The sequence below is a fragment of the Streptomyces sp. WI03-4A genome, from assembly GCF_033792105.1.
GTDB lineage: Bacteria > Actinomycetota > Actinomycetes > Streptomycetales > Streptomycetaceae > Streptomyces > Streptomyces collinus_A.
The window spans coordinates 1-16,280 of record NZ_JARAUO010000077.1 but is presented as its reverse complement, the minus strand read 5'-3'; the positions used below and the strand labels follow the sequence as shown (position 1 = coordinate 16,280).

Annotated in this window: 16 protein-coding genes and 2 pseudogenes; 13 read left to right on the top strand and 5 right to left on the bottom strand. The window is 74.5% G+C overall.

What is annotated here, in order from left to right; all coding sequences use genetic code 11:
- The 5 genes and pseudogenes from PV343_RS39545 to PV343_RS39525 form a co-directional block, all read right to left on the bottom strand.
- Window positions 1–326 (bottom strand): annotated as a pseudogene (locus PV343_RS39545) (phosphatase); the annotation flags it as partial.
- An 84-nt stretch (window positions 327–410) separates the two neighbouring features.
- Window positions 411–818, bottom strand: coding sequence for a peptide-methionine (R)-S-oxide reductase MsrB (msrB, locus tag PV343_RS39540; protein WP_319151883.1), 408 nt, complete (start codon window positions 816–818; stop codon window positions 411–413).
- A 14-nt stretch (window positions 819–832) separates the two neighbouring features.
- Window positions 833–2,224: a UDP-N-acetylmuramate--L-alanine ligase gene (murC, locus tag PV343_RS39535; RefSeq protein ID WP_319151882.1), complete on the bottom strand. Its 1,392-nt coding sequence runs from the start codon at window positions 2,222–2,224 to the stop codon at window positions 833–835.
- A gap of 105 nt (window positions 2,225–2,329) precedes the next feature.
- Window positions 2,330–2,803 carry an indole-3-glycerol phosphate synthase gene (locus PV343_RS39530; protein WP_319151881.1) on the bottom strand — a complete coding sequence of 158 codons (474 nt, stop codon included), beginning with the start codon at window positions 2,801–2,803 and terminating at the stop codon, window positions 2,330–2,332.
- 129 nt (window positions 2,804–2,932) lie between these two features.
- On the bottom strand, window positions 2,933–3,820 hold the full coding sequence (locus PV343_RS39525; protein ID WP_319151880.1) for a pyrimidine reductase family protein: 888 nt from the start codon (window positions 3,818–3,820) through the stop codon (window positions 2,933–2,935).
- On the opposite strand from PV343_RS39525, the gene zapE reads away from it, so the two are divergent.
- The 13 genes and pseudogenes from zapE to PV343_RS39460 all read left to right on the top strand — a co-directional run bounded on the left by zapE (window position 3,819) and on the right by PV343_RS39460 (window position 16,002).
- Window positions 3,819–4,961 carry a cell division protein ZapE gene (zapE, locus tag PV343_RS39520; RefSeq protein WP_388236263.1) on the top strand — a complete coding sequence of 381 codons (1,143 nt, stop codon included), beginning with the start codon at window positions 3,819–3,821 and terminating at the stop codon, window positions 4,959–4,961. The genes PV343_RS39525 and zapE overlap by 2 nt on opposite strands.
- 166 nt (window positions 4,962–5,127) lie before the next feature.
- Entirely contained in the window at window positions 5,128–5,490 is a 363-nt protein-coding gene (locus PV343_RS39515; RefSeq protein ID WP_319151878.1) for a hypothetical protein, read from the top strand.
- A 79-nt stretch (window positions 5,491–5,569) separates the two neighbouring features.
- Window positions 5,570–6,148: a carbonic anhydrase gene (locus PV343_RS39510; RefSeq protein ID WP_319151877.1), complete on the top strand. Its 579-nt coding sequence runs from the start codon at window positions 5,570–5,572 to the stop codon at window positions 6,146–6,148.
- 8 nt (window positions 6,149–6,156) lie between these two features.
- On the top strand, window positions 6,157–7,707 hold the full coding sequence (locus PV343_RS39505; RefSeq protein ID WP_319151876.1) for a SulP family inorganic anion transporter: 1,551 nt from the start codon (window positions 6,157–6,159) through the stop codon (window positions 7,705–7,707).
- A gap of 129 nt (window positions 7,708–7,836) precedes the next feature.
- Window positions 7,837–8,637 (top strand): slipin family protein, encoded by an 801-nt coding sequence (locus PV343_RS39500; protein WP_319151875.1) that lies wholly within the window; start codon window positions 7,837–7,839, stop codon window positions 8,635–8,637.
- Window positions 8,638–8,854: 217 nt separating this feature from the next.
- Window positions 8,855–9,188: pseudogene (locus tag PV343_RS39495) on the top strand (polyphosphate kinase 2 family protein); the annotation flags it as partial.
- Window positions 9,189–9,216: 28 nt separating this feature from the next.
- Window positions 9,217–10,749 carry an FAD-dependent oxidoreductase gene (locus PV343_RS39490; protein ID WP_319151874.1) on the top strand — a complete coding sequence of 511 codons (1,533 nt, stop codon included), beginning with the start codon at window positions 9,217–9,219 and terminating at the stop codon, window positions 10,747–10,749.
- Window positions 10,750–10,842: 93 nt separating this feature from the next.
- The gene (locus PV343_RS39485; RefSeq protein WP_319151873.1) at window positions 10,843–11,709 is read left to right on the top strand and encodes a polysaccharide deacetylase family protein; all 867 of its coding nucleotides are present in this window, start codon (window positions 10,843–10,845) and stop codon (window positions 11,707–11,709) included.
- Window positions 11,710–11,733: 24 nt separating this feature from the next.
- On the top strand, window positions 11,734–11,937 hold the full coding sequence (locus PV343_RS39480) for a hypothetical protein (protein ID WP_319151872.1): 204 nt from the start codon (window positions 11,734–11,736) through the stop codon (window positions 11,935–11,937).
- A 61-nt stretch (window positions 11,938–11,998) separates the two neighbouring features.
- A complete protein-coding gene (locus PV343_RS39475) occupies window positions 11,999–12,715 on the top strand; it encodes an aminoacyl-tRNA hydrolase (RefSeq protein WP_319151871.1) in 717 nt (238 codons plus the stop codon).
- Window positions 12,716–12,815: 100 nt separating this feature from the next.
- Window positions 12,816–14,246, top strand: coding sequence for a DUF692 domain-containing protein (locus PV343_RS39470; RefSeq protein ID WP_319151869.1), 1,431 nt, complete (start codon window positions 12,816–12,818; stop codon window positions 14,244–14,246).
- Window positions 14,247–14,405: 159 nt separating this feature from the next.
- Window positions 14,406–15,119 carry a DUF4142 domain-containing protein gene (locus tag PV343_RS39465; protein WP_319151868.1) on the top strand — a complete coding sequence of 238 codons (714 nt, stop codon included), beginning with the start codon at window positions 14,406–14,408 and terminating at the stop codon, window positions 15,117–15,119.
- A 97-nt stretch (window positions 15,120–15,216) separates the two neighbouring features.
- Window positions 15,217–16,002 (top strand): TIGR04222 domain-containing membrane protein, encoded by a 786-nt coding sequence (locus PV343_RS39460; protein ID WP_319151867.1) that lies wholly within the window; start codon window positions 15,217–15,219, stop codon window positions 16,000–16,002.
- Window positions 16,003–16,280: the final 278 nt, after the last annotated feature.

Here is a 16,280-nt window from a genome sequence, read left to right as displayed (position 1 = left end):
GGACCCGCCTCGCGGGCGGCGGCCGTGACCCACCGGGCGTCGGGCAGCGCGTCCGTGCCGCCGGCTACCGCCTCGTACCCGGTGGTGCCGCGCTCGCCGCGGCGCACGACCGCCGCCGAGCCGCCCGCCAGCCGCACGGCGGTCCGGGTCAGCTCGGCGCAGGTCGTGGCCTCGTCGAGGGTGGTGCCGATGCCGTCGGCCAGGGCGCGCAGCGCCTCCAGGCGTGCCGCCTCGTCCTGCGGCCCGCCCGCTCCGGGCGGCCGGTGCCGGCCCGTGGGCGGCAGGGACCCGGCCCGGGCCTGGATCCAGCGTGCGACACCCCTCACGTCCACAGAATCTCAAACAGGAGCGAGCCGGGCACCAGCCACGGGTGTCCCGGCCGCCCCGGAGGTCCCGGGGGCCCGGAGGTGTCAGGCCCCTTCGGGTTCGAGCCGCAGCGAGACGCTGTTGATGCAGTACCGCTGGTCGGTGGGGGTGGGGTAGCCCTCCCCCGCGAAGACATGGCCGAGGTGGGAGCCGCAGCGGGAGCAGCGGACCTCGGTGCGGACCATGCCGTGGGAGCGGTCCTCGATCAGTTCGACCGCGTCGGTGTCCTTCGGGTCGTAGAAGGACGGCCAGCCGCAGTGCGACTCGAACTTGGTGGTGGAGGTGAACAGTTCGGCACCGCAGGCGCGACAGGAGTAGACGCCCCTGGTCTTGGTGTCGGTGTACTCACCGGTGAAGGCGGGCTCGGTGCCGGCCTGGCGCAGTACCGCGTACTCCGCCGGGGTCAGCTCCGCGCGCCACTCCTCGTCCGTCTTCTCGACGTCGTACGACATGAGCCTCAGCCCCTTCACTGCTGCGACAGGCGGTCCAGGATCCGCGGGCCCAGGTCGGTCACGTCGCCCGCGCCCATGGTGAGAACGAGATCACCGGGCTTCGCCATTCCCGCGATCACCGCCGAAATCTCCGCCTTGTCGTGCACGGCCGTGACGTCGGCCCCCGCCACGCGCGCGGCCTCGATGATCAGCTCGCTGGTCACCCCGGGGATCGGGTCCTCGCGCGCCGGGTAGATGTCGAGCACCACGGAGGCGTCGGCGAGGGCGAGCGACTGGCCCATCTCCTTGCCGAGCTCCTGGGTGCGGGAGAACAGGTGCGGCTGGAAGACGACCAGGATCCGGGCCTCGCCCGCGGCGGACCGCATGGCCTCCAGGTCGGCGGTCATCTCGGTGGGGTGGTGGGCGTAGGAGTCGATGACCTGGACCCCGGCCGCCTCGCCCTTGAGCTGCAGGCGCCGCTTGACACCGGTGTAGGCGGCCAGCGCGGGCGCCAGCTCGTCGGCCGGGATGCCGAGGGCGGCACCGGCGGCCAGCGCGGCGACGGCGTTGAGGGCGTAGTGCCGGCCGGGGACGGAGATCCCGAAGGTCAGCTCCTGGCCGTCCAGCAGCACGGTGACCCGGCTCCTGAGCCCCTGCGGCACGATGGCCAGGACCCGTACGTCGGCGTCGTCGGCCTCACCGTAGGTCACGGTCCGCACCGAGTCCGGCAGCCGCCGGGTCAGTTCCCGCGCGCCCTCGTGGTCGGCGGAGATCACCAGGGTGCCGCCGGGCACGATCTTCCCGGCGAAGGTCTCGAAGGACTCGTAGATCTCGTCCATCGAGGCGTAGTTGGCGTGGTGGTCCAGCTCGACGTTGAGGACGATGGCGACCTGGGGCGCGTACTTGTGGAAGCTGCGGTCGGACTCGTCGGCCTCGGCGACGAAGATGTCGCCCTCGCCGTGCAGCGCGTTCGAGCCGGGGGCGTCGAGGTCGCCGCCGATGGCGTAGGAGGGGCGCAGGCCCAGCTCGGTGAGGGAGACGGCCAGCATCGAGGTCGTGGTGGTCTTGCCGTGCGTGCCGGCCACGGCGATCGGCCGCAGCCCCTCCATCAGGGCGGCCAGCGCGTCGGACCGGTGGACCACGGGGATGCCGAGCTCGGCGGCGCGGACCAGTTCCGGGTTGTCCGGGCGGATGGCGGACGACACGACGACGCAGCTCGCGTCGTCGGCGAGGTGCCCGGCGGCGTGCCCGATGTGCACGGTGGCGCCGAGCGCCCGCAGCGCCTCGGCGGTCGCGGACTCCTTGGCGTCGCTGCCCGCGACCTTCGCCCCGCGCTGGGCCAGGATCTTGGCGATCCCCGACATCCCGGCGCCGCCGATGCCGATGAAGTGCGGTCGGTCCATGGCGGTGGGAAGTCCGGGTGCCATGCAGTTCTCCATAGGGTCCGGTACGAGCGGGGGCAGCCCTACCCTATGCGGTGCGGCACCGGGCGCCTCGCGACGGGCGCACGGAGCCACGCCCCGGGTCGCGGCCTAGGCCTTGCTGTGCGAGAACAGCTTCAGCACGGGCACGCCGACCTTGTGCCGGGCCCGGGAGGCCCAGTCGCGGTGGAAGAACTCCTCCACGTAGTGCGGATCGGTCAGCACGATGACCTCGTCGGCCCCGACCTCGGCGACCAGGCCCTTCAGGGCGTCCAGCGGATGGTCCTCGACCAGCCGGCCCTCGGCGGTGCTGCCGGCGGCCCGCAGTGCCGTCAGGGACACGTCGAGCGCCTGCCGCCCCACGCTCTTGGCCTCCTCGCCCTCGGGCGTCGCGCCCTCGCGGCGGGCCTCGTCCAGTTCACCGAGCGCGATGTCGTCGATGGCCCGCAGCAGCCGGTCGGCCTGGTCGCCGCGCGGCTGGAGCAGGACGTGGAAGGCGACGGGCTCCTCACCATGCAGGGTGGTGACGAACTCCACGTCGGCGGACGTCAGGGCCTTCTCGATCATCAGAACGCTTGTGAACACCAGACGCCTCTCTCCTCCGCGGGCCCGGGTCAGGCCCTGCGGAAACCATCCTGCCCCGTGATCGCACGGGTAGTGCCGGACCTAGTGTGCCCGCCCGGAAGCCAAACGGAACGGCTGATTCCGCTCATGTCAGGACCGACGGTAGCGACTGAACAGAAAACCGTCCTCTTCCAGCAGGGACACCAGTTCGAAGCGGTGCGGCACCGCGACGGACGGCCCCCCGGCGATGCGTTGCGCGTCCCCCGCGGTCAGCATCGGCGCGACGGTCAGGCAGAGCTCGTCGAGCACCTCGCCGGCCACCAGCTGGCCGAGCAGCCGCGGTCCGCCCTCGGTGAGCAGCCGGGTGTGCCCGAGTTCGGCCAGGGCCCGCACCGCGCGCGCGGGGTCGACCCCCATGCCCTCCCCGGCGACGACCACCCGCGCCCCGGCCTTCTCGGCCGCGGCGACCCGGTCCGGCGCCGCGGCGGCGCCGGTCAGCAGCAGGGTGGGCACCAGCGGCGAGGTGAACAGCGGCAGCGAGAAGTCCAGCTCCAGGCCGGCGGTGACGATCGCGATCGCGGGGGCCGGGCCCTGCCCCGCGGCCGTCCGGGCGGCGGCGAACTCGGCACGCGCGCGTGCCGGGCGGTAGCCCTCCTGCCGTACCGTTTCCGCGCCCACCACGATCACGTCGGCGAGCGCCCGCAGCGTGCCGAAGATCCGCATGTCGGCCGCGTTGGAGATGGGCTGGGAGTGCCCCTCGTGCTGGGCCGCGCCGTCGAGGGTGGAGACCATGTTGGCCCGCAGCCACGGCCGCGGGCCGCCGGCGGCGGAGCCCGGCTCGGGGTAGGCGTAGGCGGCGGCCAGCTCGGCGAGGCTCCAGTCGCGGCTCGCCCCCGCGCCGGCACCGGCGGGACCGCCGGGCGCCACGGCCGGCTCCGCACCGGCCGCCGCGCCCACCTCCCCGCCCTCCGGGCCCGCCGGACCCCCGCCGGGGGCCTGGGCTGCTGTTTCATAGGTCACAGGGAACAGGCGTCGCATGTCGTGCAGTCTGACACGGCGCTTAGCATGGGTAACCGTGTCGTCCTCCACCACCACCCCCGGTTCCGGCCCTCTGACCGACGCGGGCCCGCTGTCGCTGTGCGCCCGTGAGCCGCACGTGCCCGCGGACCGGCTGGTCGCCGAGATGGTGCCGCCGCCGCGTTTCGACTCGGTCCGCTTCGCCACGTACATCCCGGACCCGAACCAGCCCAGCCAGACCGAGGCCGTGACGGTCCTCGAGAACTTCGCCGCCGGGCTCGGCGGGGCGCACGCCGTCGGCGGCGGCCGGCGCGGCCTCTTCGGGTTCGGCCGGTCCAGGGCGCCGAAGACACCGGCCGGCCCCCGGGGCGTCTACCTGGACGGCGGCTACGGCGTCGGCAAGACCCACCTGCTCGCCTCGCTGTGGCACGCCACGCCGGCCGAGCCCGCGCTCAAGGCGTTCGGCACCTTCGTGGAGCTGACCAACCTGGTCGGCGCGCTGGGCTTCCAGAAGACCGTGCAGACCCTCGGCGGCCACCGCCTGCTCTGCATCGACGAGTTCGAACTGGACGACCCGGGCGACACCGTGCTCGTCTCCACGCTGCTCGGCAAGCTGGTCGAGTCGGGTGTGGCGCTCGCCGCGACCTCCAACACGCTGCCCGGCAAGCTCGGCGAGGGCCGGTTCGCGGCCGCCGACTTCCTGCGCGAGATCCAGGGCCTGTCCGCGCACTTCCGCGCGCTGCGCATCGACGGCGAGGACTACCGCCACCGCGGCCTGCCCGAGGCCCCGGCGCCGTTCACCGACGAGGAGGTGACCAAGGCGGCGTACGCCACCCCGGGCGCCTCGCTGGACGACTTCCCGCACCTCCTTGAGCACCTCGCCAAGGTGCACCCGAGCCGGTACGGCGCCCTGACGGACGGTCTGAAGGCGGTGTGCCTCACCGATGTGCGGCCGGTGCCCGACCAGTCGACGGCGCTGCGGCTCGTGGTGCTGGCGGACCGGTTGTACGACCGCGAGGTGCCGGTGCTCGCCTCGGGGCAGCCGTTCGACCGGCTGTTCAGCGAGGAGATGCTGAAGGGCGGCTACCGCAAGAAGTACTTCCGCGCGATATCCCGGCTCACCGCCCTCGCCCGGGACGCGAAGGGGCTCGTCGACCAGTAGTACAAGCACGGGTTCTCGCCACCCGACCGGCTTTTTTCACGCTCTCTTCCGCGCGTTGTGCCCAGTTGACCCTGCAAAGGACTTTGCAGGGTTAACGTGTTTCTTGACCAATCATTGACCAATGCTTGGTGCGCGTGAAAGGTGTGAACTCCCGGGAGGAGGGTGCATGTTCCGAGGCGGGACGGCTCGGGCCCTGCTTTTCCTCTTCGCCGCCACCCTGATCGCCCTGCCGCTGTTCGCGATCGACGGAACCTTCGCACCCGCTCACACCCTCAGTGAGGCGAGGGCCAAGGCCGCGGCGGCGCCCTACGCGGAACAGGTGTGCAAGCCGGGCCACGCGCCCGCGGGCGTCCCGCACACCCACGACAGGCGGCGCGGCCGCCCCTGCGGGCCGGCTCCGGAACGCCCGCTCATACCCCGGCAGTCGGCCGCCCCGCGGGCGGCCGGCGCGGCCGGTGCCCCGCACCACCGGACCACGAGATCCTCCAGAGCCCACTCCACGGCAGCTCTTCAGGTCTTCCGCTGCTGAGGGACGGCTCCCTCCCCCACACACGAACGTCGTGCAAGCCCGACGCGCCGGTGCGGCGCGCCAGGAGGAGTCCACACGCATGCAGCCCCTCATCGACAACGCCCGTACCTTCGGACAGCGCCCTGAGGAGTTCGCCGAGCTCGCAGAAGGCCAGTCCCCGCAGGTCCTGTTCATCACCTGCTCCGATTCCCGGGTCGTCCCGGCCCTGATCACCGGCGCCCGCCCGGGCGAGCTGTTCGAGCTGCGCACCGCGGGCAACATCGTCCCGCCGTACGCCTCGCAGCACCCGACCGGCGAGGCCGCCACCATCGAGTACGCCGTGGAGGTGCTGGGCGTCCGCGACATCGTCGTCTGCGGCCACTCGCACTGCGGCGCCGTCGGCGCGCTGGTGCGCGGCGACGACCTGACCGCCGTGCCCGCCGTCCGTGACTGGCTGGCGCAGGCCACCCCGCGCCCGGCCGGCACGGCCGAGGACCCGGAGGTCGCCGAAGCCGTCCAGAGTCACGTCCTGACCCAGCTGCTGCGGCTGCGCTCGTACCCGTGCGTCGAGCGGAGGCTGGCGCGGGGCGGGCTCGGCCTGCACGGCTGGTACTACGAGGTGCACACCGGCGCCGTCCGGACGCACCGCGCGCGGACCGACACCTTCGAAGCCCTGTGAGCGCGCCGATGAACAGCACACCCCCCACCTCCCCCACTCCCTCCGGCTCCCCCGCCTCCCCGGGTCTCATATCCCGGCTCCCCCATCTGCGGCGGGACTTCGCCGCCTCGCTCGTCGTCTTCCTGGTCGCGCTCCCGCTGTGTGTGGGCGTGGCCGTCGCCTCGGGGGTGCCGGCCGAACTCGGCCTGGTCACCGGCATCGTGGGCGGCATCGTCACCGGGCTGATGCGCGGCAGCAGCCTCCAGGTGTCCGGTCCCGCCGCCGGGCTGACGGTCCTCGTCTTCGAGGCGGTCAAGGAGTTCGGGCTGCCGTCGCTCGGCGTGATCGTCCTGTCCTGCGGACTGCTCCAGATCCTCATGGGCGCGCTGCGGCTGGGCCGGTACTTCCGGGCGATCTCGGTCTCGGTCGTCGAGGGCATGCTGGCCGGGATCGGGCTGGTCCTGATCGCCGGCCAGCTGTACCCGGCCCTGGCGGCCAAGGCCCCCGACTCCGGTCCCGGCAAGCTGGCCGGGCTGCCGAAGGCGCTCCTGGACGCCCTGGGCGACGGCGCGGCCCTGGCGTCCTTCGCGCTGTGCGCGGGCACCGTCGCGGTGCTGCTGCTGTGGCGGCTCGCACCGGCCAAGGTGCGCACGGTGCCCGGTCCGCTGGCCGCCGTGGGCCTCGCCACGGCGGCCGGGGCGCTGCTCGGACTGCCGGTGGCCACCGTGGAGGTGCGGGGGCTGCTGGACTCGGTCCAGCCACCGCCGCCGAGCGCCTTCGGCGGCCTCGCGGGCGTGGGACTGCTCGGCACGATCGTCGCGTTCACGCTGATCGCGTCCGCGGAGTCGCTGTTCAGCGCGGCGGCGGTGGACCGGCTGCACGACGGGCCGCGCACCCGGTACGACCAGGAGCTGGTCGCGCAGGGCGCGGGCAACACGCTCTGCGGGCTGCTCGGCGCGCTGCCGATGACCGCGGTGATCGTGCGCAGCGCGGCCAACGTCCAGGCGGGCGCCCGCACCAAGGCCTCCCGGGTGCTGCACGGCGTGTGGCTGCTGCTCTTCGCCGCCCTGCTGCCGGACGTACTCGCCCTCATCCCGGTCCCGGCGCTCGCGGGCGTCCTGATCCACTCGGGCGCCAAGCTGGTGCCGGTCAGGGCGCTGGCCGCGCTGTGGCGGGAGCAGCGGGGCGAGGCGCTCGTCCTGGCGGTCACCGCCCTGTCCATCGTCGCGGTCAGCATGTTCGAGGGGGTGCTGATCGGACTCGCGCTCGCGGTCGTCAAGACGGCCTGGGAGGCCTCGCACCTGCGGCTCGAGGTGGTCGACAAGGGCGCCGGCCCCGTCGAGGCGCGACTGTCGGGGAACGCGACCTTCCTGCGGCTGCCGAGGATCCTCGACAGTCTGGAGTCGCTGCCCCAGGACCGCCCGGTCCGCCTCGACCTGTCCGGGCTGCACCACCTGGACCACGCCTGCCGCACGGCCCTGGAGAACTGGGCGGCACGCCACAGCACGCCGGGCACCGTCCCGGTCCAGGTGACGGCCCCGGCGCCACGTGCCGCCCCGGCGGGCACCCCGGCCGCCTGACCCGGCCGGGGCCCGGCCCCGCCGCGGTGACCGGCGCGGCGAGGCCGGGGCCCGGCCATGGCTTCCGCCCCGAGCCCGGCATATCGTTACAGCGACAGACAAAGCAGGCCTCTGTGCGAGGAGGTCCTCATGCTCCAGGACGTGGTGGGAGCGGTCGTGGCGCTCGTCTGCGTCGGCCTCGTGTACTTCGCGATGGCGGCGCGGGTGGTCAAGCAGTACGAGCAGGGCGTGCTGTTCCGGCTCGGGCGGGTCTCGGGCGAGGTGCGGCAGCCGGGCCTGACGCTGGTGATCCCGTTCGTGGACCGGCTGCACAAGATCAACATGCAGATCGTGACGATGCCGATCCCCGCTCAGGAGGGCATCACCCGGGACAACGTCACCGTGCGCGTGGACGCGGTCGTCTACTTCCGGGTCATCGACGCGGCGAGCGCGCTGGTGAAGGTCGAGGACTACAAGTTCGCGGTCTCCCAGATGGCGCAGACCTCGCTGCGTTCGATCATCGGCAAGAGCGACCTGGACGACCTGCTCTCCAACCGGGAGAAACTCAACCAGGGCCTGGAGCTGATGATCGACAGTCCGGCCGTGGGCTGGGGCGTCCAGGTCGACCGGGTGGAGATCAAGGACGTGTCCCTGCCGGACGCGATGAAGCGGTCGATGGCCCGGCAGGCCGAGGCCGACCGGGAGCGCCGGGCCCGGATCATCAACGCCGACGCGGAGCTGCAGGCCTCCAAGAAGCTCGCCGAGGCGGCGCAGCAGATGTCCGGTACGCCCGCCGCGCTGCAACTGCGGCTGCTGCAGACGGTGATGGCGGTGTCCGCCGAGAAGAACTCCACCCTGGTGCTGCCCATCCCGGTGGAGCTGCTGCACTTCCTGGAGAGAGGCGCGCAGCAGCCCGCGCCGCTCACGGACGGAAAGGTGCCTCCCGGCTAGGTCGTGTCCGCGCAGTCCCGTCGTCCGCCCGCAGGGTGGGCCCCGCGGCGATCGGCGGTACCGCTGCGTCCTCACGGTGTACGCCACCGACCGCGCTCCCCGCCTCGCCCCGGGCGCCGCCGGGGCCGACCTGCTGCGCCCCTGGCCGGGCACACCCCGGCCACCATCACCCTCGCCGGCCGGTACGGGCGCCGCTGACCGCGCGGCCACCGGTGACCTCGGCAAGTGCTTCCTGCACCTGTCGTACGGCGAGCAGGGCCGCCGCCTGCTGCGCCGCCTGGACCGGCCCGACAAGCACTGGAAGTTCGCGCCCGGCGACATCGACGACCGCGCCCTGTGGCCCGCCCACCGGGAGGCGTACGTGACCGCGATGCAGCACTGTTCGGCCCCGCACGCGCCCTGGAACCTGATCCCGGCGGACCGCAGGGGGTACCGCGACTGGGCGGTCGGCCGTCTGCTGCTGGAGCACCTGGAGGCCCTGGACCCCCGCCACCCGGGGGGGTGACTTCTACGTCGCCGCGTGCCGGGAGCGGCTGCTGCGGGAGACGTGACGCGGTCCGGGCGGGGTACCCGGCGCGCATGCGTGAGTTCCGGCAGGTCACCGATTCGTACTGGCTGCGCACCGCCCCGGGACGGGACCACCCGCCCCTGACGGACGACCTCGCCGTCGACGTGGCCGTCATCGGCGCCGGCATGGCCGGGCTGAGCACCGCCCACGAGCTGGCCCGGGCGGGGCAGCGGGTGGCCGTACTGGAGGCCGGGCGGGCGGCGGCCGGCGTCACCGGGCACACGACGGCGAAGCTGACCGCGCTGCACACCCTGGTCTACGACCGGCTGCGCCGCACCCGCGGCCCCGAGGGCGCGCGGCTGTACGCCCGCTCCCAGTCCGGGGCGATCGAGCACGCGGCCGCGCTGGTGGACGAGCTGGGCATCGACTGCGAGTGGGAGACCCGGGACGCGTACACCTACGTGCAGGACCCGGAGCGGGTGGACGAGGTGCGGGCGGAGGCCGCGGCGGCGCGGGACGCGGGGCTGCAGGCCGCGTTCACGACCGAGACCGGGCTGCCCTTCCCGGTGGCGGGGGCGGTGCGGGTGAGCGGGCAGGCGCAGTTCCACCCGCTCAAGTACCTGCGGGCCCTCACCGAGGACCTGCTCGCGCTCGGCGGGCAGGTGTACGAGCACACCCGGGTCGTCGGCCTCGCGGAGGGCGGCGAGCCCTGCCGGCTGACCACCGAGGCGGGGCACACGGTGACCGCGCGGGACGTCGTGATCGCCACCCACTACCCGGTCTTCGACCGCGCGCTGCTCTTCTCCCGCCTCTCGCCGCGCCGGGAACTGGTGGTCGCCGGACCGCTCGGCGACGGCCCGGACCCCGGGGGCATGTACATCACGCCCGAGGAGAACACCCGCTCGGTGCGCACCGCGCCGTACGGGGAGGACGGAGGGCGGCTGCTCGTGGTGACCGGGGAGCACTTCACGCCGGGCACCGCAGACCCCGGCGCGGGCTTCGACCGGCTCACCGCCTGGGCCGGGAAGCACTTCCCGGGGGTGGAGCCGGCGTACGCCTGGGCCACGCAGGACAACGACTCCACCGACACCGTGCCGATGGTCGGCCCGTTCCACCCGGGCGCCCGGCACACGTACGTGGCCACCGGCTTCGGCGGCTGGGGCCTGAGCGGCGGCATCATGGCCGGGCTGCTGCTGACGGCCCTGATCACCGGCCGGGACAGCCCCTGGCAGGAGCTGTACGACCCGCGCCGGGTGAAGTCGGTGCTGCGCGAGGCGCCGTCCCTGCTGAAGGCCCAGGCGGAGGTGGCCCGGCACTTCGTCGGCGACCGGCTGCGTCCGCCCGCCTCGGTGGCGGACCTGGGTCCCGGCGAGGGCGCGGTGGTCCGTGCCGGGGGCGAGCGGCTCGCCGTGCACCGCGACGACGAGGGCGTCCTGCACGCCGTCTCGGCCCGCTGCACCCACCTCGGCTGCCTGGTCGCCTTCGACCGGGCGGAGCGCGCCTGGGAGTGCCCCTGCCACGGCTCGCGCTTCGACGTCGACGGCGGCGTGCTCCAGGGTCCCGCGGTGCGCCCGCTGGAGCGGCACGACCTGGAGGAAACCTAGAGAGAGGAGGAGGAGCCGCCGCGCGAGTGACCGTGACGCCGCGCCGTGGGGCATATCACCCGATAACCGGTAATTAAGTCCTACTTTCGTACGGTGATTGCACCAGTACGCCGTCTCCGCCCTGTACGCCGTGTCACCGCCGTCTGCGCGCTCGGCGCGGCCCTCGCCGCCTGCGGTACCGCGGGCACCCCCGGCCACGCGCGGCCCGCCCACGCCCAGCCCGCCACCTCCCCGTCCGCCTCGCACCCCGCGGTGCTCACCCCGGGCCCGGGCGGTCTGACGCCGGTCTTCGAGCACGGTCCCCGCGACCGCGGCAAGACCGTCGCGCTGACCTTCGACGCCGACATGACCGCCGACGAGGGCCCCCGGGCCGCCTCGGGCGAGCACTTCGACAACCCGGACCTCATCGGCACCCTGCGCACCCTGAAGGTGCCGGCCACCGTCTTCATGACCGGCCGGTGGGCCGAGCAGTACCCGGCGCAGGCCCGCTCCCTCGGCCACGACCCGCAGTTCGAGGTCGCCAACCACTCCTACAGCCACTACGCCTTCACCAGCGACTGCTACGGCCTGCCGACCGTCGGCGCCGACGGCATGCGCCAGGACGTCGAACGCGCCTACGCCTCGCTGCGCGAGGCGGGCGTGCCGCACCCTCTGCCGTACTTCCGCTTCCCCGGCGGCTGCTACGACCGCCAGGCGCTGCGCGCGCTCAGCGCGGTCGGCGTCACCGCCGTGCAGTGGGACGTGGTGAGCGGCGACGCCTTCGCCACGGACGCCGACGCGGTCACCAAGCAGGTGCTGGACGGCGTGAAGCCCGGCTCGGTGGTCGTCATGCACTGCACCCGCAGCGCCGCCCCGACCACCGAGCGGGTCGTCCGCGCCGTCGTACCGGAGCTGCGCCGGCAGGGCTACCGCTTCGTGAAGGTCTCCGAGCTGATCGCCGACACGAACGGCCACCGGTGACCATCACCGTCCTACCCTGAGGACATGAGCGACCACGACGACAGGACGGCCGACTCGACCTACTGCTCGATCGCCGACACGACCCGGCCCCCGAAGGCCGACGGCCCGCCGTACGCCGCGTGCGTGCTGTGCCAGGAGCCGACGGAGTACCCGGAGTCGTACAAGGGGATCACGCTGTGCCCGGTGTGCGAGTGGCAGGAGGCGCAGCGCACCGCCTGCTCGGGGTGACCCCGGCTCCGCCCGGGGCGGCCGGGGGCGGTGGGCGCCGCGCCCCTTAGGGTTGGCTGCTGTGAGCCGAGTTCCCGCGTCCCCGAGCGACAGCCCCTTCCGGACCGAGCGCCACTCCCGTGACGAGGCACCGCAGTTCGTGCTGCCCCTCGTGGTGCGGATCGAGCGGAGCGAGCCGCCGGCCCGTACCGACGCGCTGGAGACGGCCGCCCGGGCCGTGCTCCTGCTGCTCGGCGACGAGCGCGCCGTCGGCGACGGCGCGTGGGCCGCCGCCGTGCGGGACTGGGAGGACGCCCGGATCCGCAAGGTGGTGCGGCGGGCCAGGGGAGCCGAGTGGCGACGGGCCGAGGCGCTGCCCGGGATCACTGTGACCGGGAAGTCGGCCGAGGTGCGGGTCTTCCCGCCGGTGCCGCTGGACGGCTGGCCCAAGGACCTGGTGAAGCTCCAGGTGTCGGGCACCGAGCTGGACGACCCCGAACCGCCCGCCGGGGCCGACCGGGCGCAGCCCGTGCTGTGGCTGAACCCGGAGCTCGACATGTCCGCCGGCAAGGCGATGGCCCAGGCGGGCCACGGCGCCCAGCTGGCCTGGTGGGCGCTGTCCGGCGAGCAGCGCACCGTCTGGCGCGAGGCGGGCTTCCCGCTGGCCGTGCGGACCGCCGACCCGGCCGACTGGGCCCGGCTGACCGGCAGCGGACTGCCCGTGGTCCGGGACGCGGGCTTCACGGAGATCGCGCCCGGCTCCTGCACCGTGGTCGCCGACCACCCCGCGCTGCGGTAGGACGCCGCAACCTCAAATGTTGCTCTGAAGGCGGCCCCGTGAGGATTCGGTGCCGCCCGCCGGGGCCATACCCCCGTCATTCGACCGAGGGGGTGGCGTCATGCGGCGACTGGGCACGGGGATCGGCTGGCGGCCGGAGATCGCGGACGCCGTGGAGCGCATGCCGGGCATCGACTGGGTGGAGGTGGTCGCGGAGAACGTCTGCCCGGGACATCTCCCGGAGCCGCTGCTGCGGCTGCGCGAGCGCGGCGTGACCGTGATCCCGCACGGCGTCTCCCTGGGCCTCGGCGGCGCGGAGCGGCCCGACCAGGACCGGCTGGCGGCGCTCGCCGAACGCGCGGAGGCGCTCGGCGCCCCGCTGGTCACCGAGCACATCGCGTTCGTACGGGCGGGCGGCGCGCTCACCGCCTCCCCGCACCTGGAGGCGGGCCACCTGCTGCCCGTGCCCCGCACCCGGGACGCGCTCGACGTGCTCTGCGAGAACGTGCGGATCGCGCAGGAGGCGCTGCCGGTCCCGCTGGCCCTGGAGAACATCGCCGCCCTCTTCTCCTGGCCGGGCGAGGAGCTGACCGAGGGACAGTTCCTGGCCGAGCTCGTCGAGCGGACCGGCGTACGGCTGCTCATCGACGTGGCCAACCTGCACACCAACCACGTCAACCGGGGCGAGGACCCGGCCGAGGCGCTCGCCGCGCTGCCCCTGGACGCGCTCGCCTACGTGCACGTCGCGGGCGGCTTCGAACGCGACGGCGTCTGGCACGACAGCCACGCGCACCCCGTGCCGCGCCCGGTCCTGGACATCCTGGCCGGCCTCGCGGCCCGGGTGACGCCCCCCGGCGTCCTGCTGGAACGAGACGACGACTTCCCCGCGCCGGCCGAGCTGGAGCGGGAGCTGGAGGCGATCCGGGGGGCCGTGGCGGCGGGCCGGGCCGCCCTGGCCGGGCCGTCCCCGACCGCACCGCCGGCCCCCGCCGGGGCGCCCACACCTTCGTCCTCCGCCGGGCCCTCCCCCGCGGGACTCACGACGACGAGCGCCGTGGGAGCGGCTGCCGCCGCCGGGACCGCGGCGGGGACCGCCACCGAGGCCACGGCCGGGGCCGAGGCCGGCGCCGTCGCGGTGCTGGCTCCGGCCGGGGCCCGGCAGCGGCTCGGGGTCGGCCAGGCGGCCGTGCTGTCCGCCCTGGTGGCCGGGACGCCGGTGCCGGAGGGGTTCGACCGGGTGCGCCTCGGGGTGCAGGCGCGGGCGCTCGCCGCGAAGCGGGCGGGCGTGGTGGCGAAGGTGGCCCCCGAGCTGCCGGTGATCCTCGGGGAGGGCTACCGGGAGGCGTTCCTCGCGTACGCGCGGGTCCGGCCGATGACCGGCGGGTACCGGCGGGACGCGCTGGACTTCGCGGGACACCTGCTGAAGGTCGGCAGGCCCGCGGACGCGCGGGCCCGGCGGGAGCTGCGCCGGTGGTGGCTGGACCGCGCGGGGCCCGCCCCCCGGCCCCGTGGCCTGGCGGCCCGGGCGCGGGTGCTGCTGCGGCGGGGCTGAGCGGCCCCACGGGGGCACCTCGGGGGTACCGCGGAAGGCACCGCCCGCCGGCCGGCGGGCCGTGAACCGGCCGGTGCCGTTCCGGGCACCGCCGGCGCCCCCAGTACTATGCCAAGCCCGCACCCGTCAGCACCCCCGGCGTGCGGAGCAGGAGGCACCATGCGACCGCGACCCCCCGTCAAGGGCCGAGGCATACTCAGCGGAACCGGGCTGATCATCACGGCCCTCGCGGCGACCGCCGCGGCGCTGCTCTTCCCCCTCTGGTCGTACGCCGACCGGCCCGGCGCGGCCGGCGCGAACGTCCTGAGCGACCCGACCGTGACGACCCCCTACGGCCCGCTGTCCGCGCAGGACCGGGACTTCGTCACCAAGGTCAGGCTGGCCGGCCTGTGGGAGCTGCCCGCCGGCGAGCTCGCGGAGACCAGGGGCAGCACCCAGGCCGTGCGGGACGCCGGCCACCACCTGGTGAACGGGCACACCACCCTCGACGCGCACGACCGCACCGTCGCCTCCCAGCTCGGCATCCCCCTGCCGAACCAGCCCAACGACCAGCAGCGGCAGTGGCTCGCCACGCTGCGCGCCGCCAAGGGCCAGGAGTTCGACCGGCAGTTCGCGGACATCCTGCGCCTCGCGCACGGCCGGGTGTTCTCGCTCGTCGCGCAGGTCCGCGCCGGTACTCAGAACTCGCTGGTCCGCGACCTGGCCGACGACGCCAACGCGACCGTGCTCGACCACATCAAGGTGCTGGAGGCCACCGGGTACGTCGACTTCTCCGCACTGGCCCGGGACCTCGCCACGCCCCCGTCCGCCGTGCCCACGCCCCCGGTCGTCGCCCCCGGCTCCGCGGTCCCGGTCGAGCCCTCGCCGTCCTGACCAGCGCCCGTGGCGGAACGTCACATATGAGCCACACTCGGTCCGGATAGTGAACAGGGCATGGCGTTTTCATGCGGCCTGGCATAGAAAACACGTCATGTTCTGGGTCCTTCTGCTGCTCCTGGCCTGGGCGTTCGCCGGTATCGCGTGTACCCGGCTGTGCCTGGCCGCCGTTCGCTCCGCGGCCGCCGACACGGACGGCCCCGCCGTGGAACGCGGACACGAACTCACGCTCTACGAGACGGCGTTCCTGTCCGGCGGCCCGGCGCGGGTCGCCGACGTGACCATGGTGTCCATGGCCCGGCAGCGGCGGCTGCTGCTCGCGCACACCGGCTGGGCCACGGTCGTGGACCCGCGCGGCCACGACGAGATGGAGCTGTCCGTCATAGGGGCGATCGGCCCCGAGGGGCAGTCGCGGATCGCTCCGGTGCGGGCCGCCGCGGCCGGCACGGACGCCGTCCACAGGCTCGCCGACGGGCTGGTGCGGGCGGGGCTCGCGGTCCCCGACGGCGTGGGCGGCACCGTGGCGTCCGGCATCCGGCGGGTCCGCGCCGCCGCCCTGGCCGTGCTCGCGCTCGGCCTGACCGCGCTGCTGATGCCCGGTCAGAGCGGGATGCCGCGCCCGCTGCTCGCCCTCTGGTTCGCGCTGCCCCTCGTCCTGAGCCTGAGCTGCCTGGCCATCGCCCGGGTCGAGACGTACCCGTACTCGCGCTGGGCCTCGCCCGCCGGTCAGCGGCTGCTCGGGGCGCTGCCCCGGCGGCCGCACCGCTCCGGCGACGAACGGTCCTTCCTCACCTCCGTCGCCATGCGCGGGATACGCGCGATCGGCGAGCCGGAACTGCGCGCCGCCTTCACCCACCGCGACCAGCCCTGGCGTCCGTGAGACCGCGCCCGGGCGCACGGCGGCCCGCGCACAGGGGGCATTGACGGCGACACCCGCCGGGCGGTGCTTGCCTTCACCGCGCGCCGAACGAAACATCCCTTCTGTGACCGCACGGCCGTGGCAGCAGCGCCATCGCCGCCGCGCACCGAAGGGATACGCCATGAGAGCTGCCGCCCTGTACACGGCTGCCGGGTCCTTGCTGGTGACCACCCTGGCCGCGGCCCCGGCGGGCGGCAGCCCGGGGCTGCCGGGCGCCGCAGAGCCGCGCGGGGCCGCGG

Excerpts from the sequence above, each read along its gene's own strand:
- msrB (WP_319151883.1), bottom strand. The coding sequence starts at position 818 with ATGTCGTACGACGTCGAGAAGACGGACGAGGAGTGGCGCGCGGAGCTG.
- murC (WP_319151882.1), bottom strand. The coding sequence starts at position 2,224 with ATGGCACCCGGACTTCCCACCGCCATGGACCGACCGCACTTCATCGGC.
- zapE (WP_388236263.1), top strand. The coding sequence starts at position 3,819 with ATGTCGTGCAGTCTGACACGGCGCTTAGCATGGGTAACCGTGTCGTCC.
- PV343_RS39525 (WP_319151880.1), bottom strand. The coding sequence starts at position 3,820 with ATGCGACGCCTGTTCCCTGTGACCTATGAAACAGCAGCCCAGGCCCCC.
- PV343_RS39515 (WP_319151878.1), top strand. The coding sequence starts at position 5,128 with ATGTTCCGAGGCGGGACGGCTCGGGCCCTGCTTTTCCTCTTCGCCGCC.
- PV343_RS39510 (WP_319151877.1), top strand. The coding sequence starts at position 5,570 with ATGCAGCCCCTCATCGACAACGCCCGTACCTTCGGACAGCGCCCTGAG.
- PV343_RS39505 (WP_319151876.1), top strand. The coding sequence starts at position 6,157 with ATGAACAGCACACCCCCCACCTCCCCCACTCCCTCCGGCTCCCCCGCC.
- PV343_RS39500 (WP_319151875.1), top strand. The coding sequence starts at position 7,837 with ATGCTCCAGGACGTGGTGGGAGCGGTCGTGGCGCTCGTCTGCGTCGGC.
- PV343_RS39490 (WP_319151874.1), top strand. The coding sequence starts at position 9,217 with ATGCGTGAGTTCCGGCAGGTCACCGATTCGTACTGGCTGCGCACCGCC.
- PV343_RS39480 (WP_319151872.1), top strand. The coding sequence starts at position 11,734 with ATGAGCGACCACGACGACAGGACGGCCGACTCGACCTACTGCTCGATC.
- PV343_RS39470 (WP_319151869.1), top strand. The coding sequence starts at position 12,816 with ATGCGGCGACTGGGCACGGGGATCGGCTGGCGGCCGGAGATCGCGGAC.
- PV343_RS39465 (WP_319151868.1), top strand. The coding sequence starts at position 14,406 with ATGCGACCGCGACCCCCCGTCAAGGGCCGAGGCATACTCAGCGGAACC.
- PV343_RS39460 (WP_319151867.1), top strand. The coding sequence starts at position 15,217 with ATGTTCTGGGTCCTTCTGCTGCTCCTGGCCTGGGCGTTCGCCGGTATC.